A 12,436-nucleotide genomic window follows, 5' to 3' on the forward strand; every position below is an offset into this window, starting at 1 on the left:
TCATTTATGTGAGAACTAAAGCCAATGCTAGTCTTTAATCGTTTGCATGACGTCATGTCGTAAACAGCTAGCTATAGTACATGAATGGCTCCCTATTTCTAACCGCTTTATGTACTCTAGATAAATGATAAGATAAATTACGTTACCCAACGTATGAGTCTGATGAAATTCGATTTCACTTTGCTTGCCTAGGTGGGTTTGGTTATATTGCTCAATACTTTCTAAGCTCGCAGATATTTTTATTGGAACCATGAAAAAATTTTTGCAATAAACAAAAGTTTTCAAGGATCTTTATTTGAATAATTGTTTATAACTACAACCATAGTTGCTTCTGACACCTAGCATCAGACGAGATGTCATCTAATAGTGGAATTTTATGCTGTATTGACGCGGTTTATTTTGCCGTAGGCAGAATAATCAGCAGACGCACAAACTTGCGTCATTTTGTCGACGCTAATGAAAATGTGCTGTTTTTAAAATTTTATCTAGAAACTGTATGTGTATCGTACAAGACGATTCTCTGAAAGCCAAGCATTGAGGATTACGATACCTGCACGTCGGTAATTAGTTTGCCGGCGTGCAGATTCTAAAAATAGTTATTATTCTGAAATATGGCGTCAGCCTTTTCATACGGGAGAAGGTTGAGCGGACAGGCTCATCATTTATTTATCTTCTATAAATGGCAGATAATCTGACCTTACGGATAATGTTTTCCTACAACGCATACCTCAATTTCGCCGCAACCCTGTGTTTGGATTACATGATTGCCTTTATTTCATGCAGCAAACCCTTCGCACCTTCGTGTTGAAGAGGGTATGCTATATTATACAGGCTTATGATAGATCTTTTAATTCTCATCTGAGGTTTGTGTATGCCTACTCGTATTTTAGCCCTTGATACCGCTACCGAAGCCTGTTCTGCCGCTTTGATGTTTGAAGATAATTTATTGTTAGAGCGTTTTGCTGTTGCACCTCGCGAACACGCGAAGCTTATTCTACCTATGGTAGATAGCTTGTTGAAGGAGGCCGGTATTACGCTTGATAGCCTCGATGCGTTAGCGTTCAGCCGCGGTCCGGGCAGCTTTACCGGCGTGCGTATCGGTATCGGCATCGCGCAGGGTTTAGCACTAGGGGTTAATCTACCGGTTATCGGCGTGTCTACGCTAAAAGTTCTGGCCCAAGGTGCTTGGCGTAAAACTGGTGCTTGTCAGGTCTTGACCGCTATAGACGCTCGCATGGGGGAAGTTTATTGGGCAGCGTATAGACGTCAGGCAGCAGGCGTCTGGTTTGGCGAGACATGCGATGTGGTGGTGACGCCCGAAGATCTGTCTGCATTGAGTGCAAATCTGACCGGATGTTGGGCAACTGCAGGCACCGGCTGGCAAGCCTATCCGACCCTACTCTATCACGACGGATTGCATCTCGTTGCGGGTAAAACGCTACTGCCAAGCGCTAAGGATATGTTGCCATTAGCGCTGCATCAATATCATCATGGTGGCGCTCAGTCAGTTGTGATGGCAGAACCGACTTATTTGCGTAATAAAATTGCATGGGAAAAATTATCCAGCAATGTCAGGTCCGTTTAGTCAGGTTATGAACGATATAAAGTACTAGGCGTAGTCAGCATAACCATAATTTATAATTGTTATGCTGGCTGGTGTTTTTGATCATCCTTTTGATCACAATGTTAAAGCTTATTATGTACGGTACGATACCGGATGCGATTTTAGTAATGTCTTCTACGCCGCTGAACGATTTGGTGTGAGTCATTAATGCACTGCAGTTATATATCGCGGTGAAGAAGAGAATTTTTGTGGTAAAGTAGTTAACTGAATTAACAAAACTTGACAGCCGCTTGCTAGAAATTACCATTAACCTCTTGATGATGAGGAAGTGACTTTAATGCACTAGTTATTTGTTGGCTGCATCATTGCGCATAGTCAGCAATGTCTAACAATGTTATCTAACATTGCAATAGATCACGTTTGTCAGGCAGTGTCGATGACTAGCACGTAAAAGATATATCGATCAAGCAGATGATTACATGTATGGTTATGATTGTGAACGGTTATAAACCGTTTATGTTTCTCCATAAGTTAGGTGTAAAAAGGCACTCCTGTTATTTTGCCGCTTTATATCCGTCGCGGATGCACTATGTATTTATCTCCGCCTTTGATGGATTAAGCAATCTAAATACCTTTTTAATTAGACTAAATAAGTCGTTACACGATAAATAGTAGCAGGTAAGTTAACTACTCGAGTGGCGATATATACCGAATCTTGTTTATGTTCTCATCTACTATTCACGTTTGTTCTTGATGAAGTTATTAAATAGCAATATTTTCACTTTTCTTTATCTACTTACTATTATTAGTAGTAAGCCTTGCGATCCTAGCAAATCAATAAACCACAAAGGTATTGCAAGATTTATCGAAAAAAAAGACTTGAAATTATTTTGGTAATATTCTTAGTAAGATGTTAAGATGGCTATTCGATAACTAGGATATAGTGTAGTTTATCATATGCTCTTTTTTCTAGGGATTTAACATACTGGTATCATAAACACTACATCTTATATAAATGGAATTCTTTACCGACGTACTTAGTACGTGCTTCATGAACAACATGGCGATGATACAAACATTGATATTTATTAGATTTTGCCGATAACATCTGAGTAAGGCAGCTCAGGTGTTATCTGTTAGGTGCTGGGCTCAGGTAAGTTAGAAAGTATGAGGTTATTTATTAACGTTGCAAAGAATGAAAAAAATTAAAGTCGCCAGGAAGTAACTAATTTTGGATCTCGTCGTATTAAAATTGCTAATTCCTGGTTGTTTGCTCATAGATTAGTTGATTTCCGAAAAGCCTATATTAGCTAGATTGTGATCTATTGTGTTGCCTGTATAAAATTTGTTGTAACTGTGTTATACGTACCATGGTCCCTAGATAATAAGATCCTTTAATTATTTAAAGCAACTTAGCTATGGATAAAGAAGATAGAATCACTGTCGTCCCGTTTATTACCACAAGTGTACAGCTATGAAATAGCACTCATAATTGACGGCAAAATAAATTGGGTTTTAGCAGCGAAATGCTAGCGCCTAGGAGGCGGGTGCTGACGTTCATTTATTGTTTTCTTCGTTTTCCGGCAGAGTCACGTTTAGTTCCAAAATAGAGATATCTCCATTTTTTTTTTCTAATTGAACTGAGAGCATTTTGGGATCTATTTGCACATATTTACTAATAACTTCAAGAAGGTCTTTTTTTAGTTTTGGTAGATAATGTGGTTCATTATCGCCCCTGCGTTGTTCGGCAACAATAATCTGCAGCCGTTCCTTAGCTATATGGGCTGTTGTTTTTTTATGGGAGAGAAAAAAATCAAGTAATGCCATAGTTTATCCCCCAAACAGACGTTTCAGGAATCCCTTTTTCTCTTCTTCTATGAAGCGAAAGGGACGTTCTTCTCCTAATAGGCGATCAACCGTATCTGAATATGACTGACCAGCGTCAGATTTTTCATTTAGAATTACTGGCTCGCCCTGGTTGGATGCCCGCAATACCGATTGATCTTCTGGGATGACACCTATCAAAGGAATACGCAGAATTTCAATCACATCTTCCATACTAAGCATATCGCCGTGACTGACACGGTCCGGATTATAGCGGGTGAGCAATAGGTGCTCTTTAATAGGCTCTTGACAGCTTTCAGCTCGCTGCGATTTTGATGATAGAATGCCTAGAATACGGTCTGAGTCACGCACCGATGACACTTCCGGGTTTGTAGTGATAATGGCTTCATCAGCAAAATATAGTGCCATCATAGCACCGGTTTCAATACCAGCTGGTGAATCGCAAACAATAAAATCAAATGCCATGGCGCTGAGATTATTTAATACCTGTTCTACACCCTCCTGAGTCAGGGCATCTTTCTCTCTTGTTTGAGACGCAGGAAGTATGTATAAATTTGCGGTACGCTTATCTTTTATAAGCGCTTGGTTTAGAGTGGCATCGCCCTGTATTACATTCACAAGGTCATAGACTACACGTCGCTCACATCCCATGATCAAGTCAAGATTTCGCAATCCGATATCAAAATCGATCACCACAGTTTTTTTCTCTTTTCGGGCTAAACCGGTAGCTATGGCGGCACTCGATGTGGTTTTGCCAACGCCTCCTTTACCCGAGGTAACAACTATAATGCGTGCCATAAATATATTCCTTGTTAATGGCTAAATTAAAGGATAAATGTTGAGAGTACCGTCTTGCAGGCATATGCGCGCAGTTTTTCCGAAAAAATCGGCCTTAATTTGATCGCTTAGCCAATATTGGCCGGCAATAGATACGAGTTCTGGGTAGAAATGGGTACAAAAAATCTGGCACTCACTGTCACCTGACGCACCTGCTAACGCTCGTCCTCTCATCATGCCATAAATGTGTATATTGCCATCAGCAATAAGTTCGGCACCGGCACTAACGTTATTAGTGACAATGAGATCACTGTTGCGGGCATAAATTTGCTGTCCGGATCGTACTGGCGTGTTGATAATTCTCGTTTTGACTACTGTTAGTGTTTTAGGGATCATCTCTGTAACGTTGTACGTTGGTACTGCTTTACCTTCCGTCATTAGCGGTAGTCCACTATGAATAATTGCTTTTTTCAGTGCACTATCGCGGCAACCGCTTACGCCGACCACATGAAGACCAGTCGCTAGAATTGCTTGCGATAATGCCTCCCAGGGTATGTCGCGAATAAGGCATGAAACGTCAATAACGACTGGTGCATTTTTTAAGAATCCAGGTGCTTGTTTGATTTTTTCCTCTATCGCCCACTGGATTTCTTTTGGCTGTGCCTTATACAGATGAATTACTGATAAAATAAAATTACTGCCTTTCAGTTCGATTAGCGTTTGCAAAATTTATCCTGACTAAGTTTTATCATGTGAAATTAACTAATTCGTCACGGTAGCCTATATTCAGTAGTACTATGTATATGTTATAGTTACGATCATGTACAGGCAAGATACTAGGCTACATAAATAAAGTAACAATATGTTTTATATGACATTTCGAAGTTTAAAACAGGATCAGACTTATCCTTTATCGACAAGGAGAGAAGATTTTTCCTTATCTTCGAAGACTTGGTAATATTTTTTAATAAATCATAATTCCTAATAATTTTGTTCTTAGCTAGTAAGAATACAATTCACTTTTGTGGACATAAAAGTTAAGTGATTACTTAATAGAAGTAAAACATTCATCTGCAAGTATTAATACTGTTAACATAATGATCTAACATGAATTTAATTAATATACTAATCATTAATCTATACTTTCCGTGAAGTAATAATTCTTCGTTGTACTCAAATGAATAAGTTAATTATATTATTACGATTTATACGTTTTTATTAATAGTGGCCGCTGTATCTTTTGATATTCTCTTGTAATTGTTATATTAGTTAATAGATGCAAAACAAGTAATTTTTAATAAAAATGGATTTCCGCTTATGCTTTATTTGAATGAAAGATCGCTTAGGCCTACGTGTTTTACTTTACCACGTTTACTTTATCTATAGCTATAGTTAACGGATCGCCATAGTGGGCGGCAGTATGTTTCTGTTTGTGTGCCGTACGCATATATTTTTCATTACCTTAGGTTATAATGACGGTGTTAATCAGATGAGCAGGGTATAAGTGATTGCAAAATATAACACAATATATTAATATAGAAATTAGCAGTTTTAATTACTAGATTGTATTGTGAGCTAGCAATGTGGTCTGCGTAAGCAGTAATTATCGTAATCATATTAATCTAATATGCATGGCTTCCACTAACTTAGTGCTGTTTATCTAACTTAGTTTCGTTCTGTGATGTGTTAATCATGCAATAATTATTACTATTGATTTTGTGCACGCACTATATGAATCGGAATTATTAATTATGATTAAGACTCCGTTAAAGCGGGCTATCGAACAAATAGATAGCGTATAGATAATATTTTCTAGATTAACGCTGAATTGAACGCTGTCGAGTTTTCAGGAGGTATTTAAAACAGTGCGTTCTTGGGAAGAACAAGAATCTGTAGTTGATATTTAATATCAGATTTTGTTTTTAGCAGCAGACCGAGGATATTTTTAGCAGGAAGATTTTCCGCTAATAGTAAGCGGGACGAGTGTTATAACAAGTAATATCTGCTATATAATTAATCTCATCTTGCTATTTATTGAATTTATTAGTCAAAATTTTATTTATCGTTCTGTAGACATTATGCTGAAAATAAGTAGATAGCTTATCAGCGTTTAACTTGGCAATGAGTTTACATTAAGTATAAATCAGTATCAGGTGATGACTAATGTTATTTAAGTGATAATTCATTTTTTAACTTATGCTATTGCTTATCGTAGGCATTGCACCCTAAGTTGCAAAATGCATACAGAAATATAAGTTACGTAATACTTTTAATTCATGTTACGTATAGTATGATACTTGCATCCACTTTTGGCATATTGATTTTTATTGCACTACTTGATGATAAATGAAGATATTTGTGTAATGGGTATTATGATTATTTCTGAATAAATGAATTAATCATGATGAAATATACTATATTAATGACGTCTATAATTAACTAAATATAAAAATAAATTAGTTTAAATGTTACGTTTATCGTTTTGGTTATGAACCTAAATGTCTTTATTTAACTTAAGAAATCTATTTACTTTTTATTAATTACCTTAATAAATACTATGAGTTAATCATCGTTAAGGTTTACGATACATATCGTATTTAGATTACAATATATTATATCTTAAGTTTAAGAAAGATCTAGTTATTTACTAGAAAGATCATATTTAAAATGTACTTAATATTTATAATTAAGAATTTGATATACAATCTATTTTAGTTCGTGTGATACATAGCCTATGTGTGACAATGTTTATGAAATTTTTATTCATGAGACTTATTTTATAAGTGGTTGTTATTATTTCTTACTGTTTGTAAGCGTTATATATTATCTGAGAGAATGTGTGTTTCATCTGCTCTTTTATAAAGACTGATTGTATTCTAGCACTTAACGTCCGATATAATAAAATATGTCGTTACGCGTGCGTAAAAGCATTACGGTAGTTTATGCCATCTAGTTTTAGTGATCTACTCTATATTTATGTAAGGGAATCTGAAAGCGTAACATAATAATGCCATTTTTATTATTCTAGTTTAAGTGCGGAGTAAAAATAAATGTGCAATTATTTTCAGGTTTTGTAAAATACGCGTATAATAGCATCTATTATGTTGTAATTTGTACTATTATTACATACGTGTATGTTTGTAGTGGCATATCAAAAGTGTTTCCCTCTTTTTTTGAGGTATTAGCTAACTGAAGAATCTTTGTAGGTGATAAAATGATCAACGTATTTATTAATAAAGTTATCATTAATAATATCCATCCCGGGTATTTATCAATATTACATATAATAAGTTATGTGTAATAGCCCTAGAGTTAGCGGTCACTTAATAAATTCCTATCTCAAAATGAATTTAAAATATCTTCATATTTGTTATTATTATAAATACATATAAATTATATAATTATAAAGAATAAAAGGTCGTGCTTTGAGGAAAGCACGACACTAAATATCTCGACACGCTATTAATATTATGTTTATTTAATAGTGTTTGGTAAGTAAAAATAAAAACATAATTTAGTTACTTAAGTTTTAAGTTTGTGCTTCGGCAGTTGGTATTACAAGAGTTGATTTTACTTAACTTATGCCCAAGTATTAAGATAATCAGTTTATGGACATACCAACATATGAAATAGTGGGCGATAGCTTGTTACCAGGTACCTGCTCATAAATACAAATGAGCAGTAAATTAATAATTTAAAATGTGCAGTTATTTAAACTTTAAGTTTGTAGTAATAAAGTTAAGGTAAGTTTGTTACGAGTACATTACTGTAATATTTAGACAAGAAAGTACTAGCCTTATCTGGTGGTGGTATTAAATATGTTCGCTCAAAAACCGATGATTGCATTAATATTAGCTTTGATGTACTAGGCGCTAATCATTAAAGTGCTTTATGTAGTCTAGTAATTCGTGATAATGTTTTATAGAAACTGAGAACGCTATTTTATCAGCTGCACATATACTTAAATGCTAGGAGCCTGTCAGATAACACAAAACCATAATACGTTTTTGATGAAATAATTGCTTGAATAAAAGCTGAATGAAGCAGTTATACGACCACAACACAGATAAATGCCAAAGAGATATGCTAATAAGAGTCTTAGCCAAAATAAATTTGGTTATAACTTACGGCTTTATCGAGCTTATTAGTATAATATAGTTTTAATGCTATAAAAATTAAAGAAAGATAACCATGCTATAAACAGTTAGGTATGAGTGTTTAGTATTAGTTAACACTTAATTAAATTCAAGCCTCACAGAGGCGAAGATTACCAGGATGTTGGTGCAGTGCGAAATCAGTAGATGAGATAGCCACAATGTGGGTATGCATCATTTTTTAGGTTAAAAGCATAAAATTAAGTCGTAAGATAAGTATGAATAAATTAGGAGATAAAATTTTGCTACATGCATTATAACATAGGTCACAACCGTTTTTATAGTTACCGCGATACCTGTAGATAGTATTTTATAGAGTGTCATCTGCATGATCTGTATGATTTTACAAGAAATTAATTAGCAAGCATAATACTTTTCAAATTTTCTTCTATTAAAAACCAACAAAATTATTGTAAAGAGTCAGTAATTTATTTCTAATAGATGCCAGATAGATTTTATCTGAATAAGAAGAATATAAGCAGCTATTCTCAGAAATTAATAATTTGTTAAATATTTTAACATATTCTTATGCAGGTTATAAGTAATGTTTTACATTAATTACTTAAAATTTAAGCTAGTTATGGTTGTAATAGCTAAACACATACTTATTAAAGTTAGGCATCTATTTTCATTATAAGTATTTATGTCTAACAGCATAATTTTCTAAAATTTTTATACCTCACCGTTGATAGTTAACATTTATTATTAAAGCATTATGCCTTTGATGAATAAAACAAAATGCAAATAAAACAAGATGATTAATAATCAATATGTTTTTATAAAACCATGCAATTTTGTGAATTATTAGTAATAAAGATAACTTGCACTAATCGATCATAATTAATACTAAATAGTTATTTTAATAACTAAAGTTTAATTAGCACATAATTTTATTTAATCAAATAAATAACATATGAGGCTGTTCGTGCATGTAGTGATAAATAGTTATGTTAGCGTTAACGCTAACTTTAGTGAGGTGCTATGCTCTTATACCTTTTAGCGGGAAAGAGGTTACGTTTGCGCGATGGGAAATATTGCGCAAGCAATATTATAGCCGCTACCAGCAAATAAGCAGAGAAAATAATAATCATCCATTGTGGCATTTCCAATGAAAGAAGATGCCATTGGCGCAAGGCGCAATCACCAGTAGGGCTAAACATCGACGGTAGCCACTTGTCCAGCGGTAGCCATGTGGGGAAATTTACGCAAAAGTCACAAGTAACGAAGGGAGAAGGATGAAGTTGAATATCAGTATGTTTCATAGCCAGCAATAGTCCTTGCCAAGAGCTATACAACCAAATTGTCAAACCAGCGAAACGCAGCCACGTTCCAGGCATGATAGCGCCTACCAAACCGGCAGAAATGACACCATATAAAGCACAACGTTGATAAATACACAAAACGCAAGGATTAAGCATTAAAACGTGCTGAAAGTAAAGCGCTATTAGTTCCAGGATGAAGGCGGTTAGTGACAATAGTAACCAAGCCGCACGACTTTGGGAGAAGCGATTTAACGATTGCATCATACTAGAATTATCCAGAATAGTTGTTAGCAACATATAAGAAAACATTCTAAATTAAAAACACAGATATCAGCAACTTTTTTGCCCGCTGAATTCCCGCTACTCGCACAAGTTTACTATTATTAATTGCAAGGTTATTAACTCCACGATTAGAAAAAGATTAGTGTTTGTTTGTAGATAATGACAAACGGTATATTAGTTACGGCTCGTCAGCTATGAATAAGCTAACTTATCCTGTTTTTCCATAATTATAAAACTGCATCCCTATTAAGATTTCTTGATGAATATGTAAATATTTATAGTTAAGATGCATAGTGTTATGCTGGTATGGCGTAAGAGTTTTTGATTAACAGAGCAATACGGGATAAATGAAGATGGTTATCTTAGAAGCATTGTTTTTAAATCAATGATGTTCTTATTGCGGCACGATAATTCTTTGATTTTAATCAATGTCACTCTCACCAACGATGCGGAAAATTTAAAAATAACTAATCTGAGTTGACTGGTTTACCACCTAATGGTGGTAAACTAATAAGAGTAATAATCATTTAAAAAATTCTTCTTAAATACGCGAAGATTGCTTCGATTGTGCGAGTCAGCTCATAGATAATTTGTGCTCTAGATGTGTACAAATATTGTCGGGATGTTGATTATTCTAGCGGTATTGCCATATGTTGATACAATCCAGTTATTACTTTAGTCAGGCTGGAGTGGTCGCAGATAAAACGAATGCGGATAAGTCTAATGCTTTTTACCGCATGAATTACTATATTTTCATATTTTGAGGAGTTTGCCTCAAGTAATCTCATTTACAAATTTATTTTTTAATAGCCAGAAAACTAATAATTTGCGTGCTAGCAAGCTGTTTTGCAATCTTTTACTTTATAGTCAACAAATAGTATTATCCAACAAGGTGGGGATAGTATGACGAAGGTCATGTAGTTATGGATACGCTTCTACTGTAAAGACAATCTTAATATCTGGCGCGTTATACAACCTACTTATGCCCTAAAATATTGTGTGAGGATTTGACCTCCTGCATTTATTACCATTTGTTAAGGTGCCGCCATGAATAGGATAATAATCGTTGGGGTAGGAAATCAAAGTATCAACTGGTATGTCAGACAATTTTTGATAGTTTTAATATTGTTAGCGGCTGTGATTTACTTAATTGCTACATGATAGGCATCAAAACTTTACTAACTGATAAATATGTTTATTTTACTACCTCCCGGATTTTGCTCTCAGTGTACAGTTGTAGTTGCGTCACGCAATGTCATCCAACCTATATAGGTGTGCAGATTAACATTTTAGATCTCAATATTTAGTTTACAGAACGTACGTTCTACCGGAAGTAGAATTGCTGGGTATCTGTTTAATATCTTTTTATTATCAATAGTTATTATTTCATGATAATCTTTGTAATCTTTATTTATTGCTATTATTAAAAGGCAAAATCATGCATCACATTTGGTGATAAAATTAACTAATACAATTTTCTTCTTTAGCGTTCATTGTACGTAGCAAACTTCTCAGTTTTTAGCAAATCGCTACCAGCATATCAAGGAAACAGCAGCATTTTTTCGCCGTAGGCGATTATCAAATAAATTTAATCACATGAAATAAAGCAAAGTCTAGTCATAACTAGATGATCACGTTTTTAATATAAATTGTTGTATAGTTAGCCAGAAGCTGGTTTTTGCTGGCTTTGCAGAAATTCAAGAACAAACTAACTCCTTATATAACCCGTATCATACAAGTTATATGAGATAATAATGTATTTTAATCGTCGTTCATGACGAGAATATCTTTGCCGATAAAAAGATTAGCTAATGTTTTGCAAGTAACATGTAATATTTTTTTTGTGACTAAAGCTAAAAATAGCTCTTTTCCATAAAATATAGCAAGTTTACCTTGCTAACCTGTAGGATAGATCGTAAAAATATTTTGGCACTTTCTTTTTTCTTTTATGCGGCAGCGTTTGTCACAGATAGTTAATATATTTTACAAATATTATCCTTTAATTTTCTGACGGTAATTTCTTCTTACAACGAGATCTTATGTGGGCGTGTATTAGTATATTCTGCGACTCATTAGAACATAGCAGTAACGAAATTAGTATTTTACTAGCTTGTTTTATAACGTTTTTTGAATTTAGTAATATAATTTGACAAGCAGCAGTCAGAGAGTCAACGATTGTGTGCGCATGCAGCCTAACTATAAAAAATAATTGTTTCAAAAATTAATTATGAACTTAACACGTATGAGCTATGCATAGCGTCTGCATAATTATAGTGCTTATTTTAATGGGATAAGCAATGCAATAAAATTGGAGTAAATCACAATTAGGCCAAGACCTATTGGCTGTTATTATGACTTACTTTGTTTCCATAAACGTTTTATTAATTGATTAGTTAATATAATTGACAAACATATTCACGTTCATCTTAAGGAATATTAATATCTAGTCTATTATGGTTAATAGACCTAATAATAGTTCATGGAGATATAAATAGATAAAATTTTTCTTTAGTTAATCGCATATTATATGTAGAAATCTGTGATTGTTTATT

Annotated in this window: 5 protein-coding genes; 1 reads left to right on the forward strand and 4 read right to left on the reverse strand. The window is 34.2% G+C overall.

Annotated features, from left to right (window positions below; genetic code table 11):
- Positions 1-871 precede the first annotated feature (871 nt).
- Complete coding sequence (tsaB, locus tag HBA_RS01665; RefSeq protein WP_097032307.1) at positions 872-1,585, forward strand: tRNA (adenosine(37)-N6)-threonylcarbamoyltransferase complex dimerization subunit type 1 TsaB; 714 nt, start codon at positions 872-874, stop codon at positions 1,583-1,585.
- Between the two features lie 1,536 nt (positions 1,586-3,121).
- Here the strand turns inward: tsaB and minE are convergent.
- From minE to dsbB, 4 genes are all read right to left on the reverse strand, one after another.
- A complete protein-coding gene (gene minE / locus HBA_RS01670) occupies positions 3,122-3,391 on the reverse strand; it encodes a cell division topological specificity factor MinE (protein WP_097032308.1) in 270 nt (89 codons plus the stop codon).
- Between the two features lie 3 nt (positions 3,392-3,394).
- On the reverse strand, positions 3,395-4,207 hold the full coding sequence (minD, locus tag HBA_RS01675) for a septum site-determining protein MinD (protein WP_097032309.1): 813 nt from the start codon (positions 4,205-4,207) through the stop codon (positions 3,395-3,397).
- 21 nt (positions 4,208-4,228) lie between these two features.
- A complete protein-coding gene (gene minC / locus HBA_RS01680; protein ID WP_097032310.1) occupies positions 4,229-4,915 on the reverse strand; it encodes a septum site-determining protein MinC in 687 nt (228 codons plus the stop codon).
- Positions 4,916-9,308: 4,393 nt separating this feature from the next.
- Positions 9,309-9,866: a disulfide bond formation protein DsbB gene (dsbB, locus tag HBA_RS01685; RefSeq protein ID WP_097032311.1), complete on the reverse strand. Its 558-nt coding sequence runs from the start codon at positions 9,864-9,866 to the stop codon at positions 9,309-9,311.
- Positions 9,867-12,436 lie beyond the last annotated feature (2,570 nt).

The sequence above is a fragment of the Sodalis endosymbiont of Henestaris halophilus genome (assembly GCF_900161835.1).
Taxonomy (GTDB): domain Bacteria; phylum Pseudomonadota; class Gammaproteobacteria; order Enterobacterales; family Enterobacteriaceae.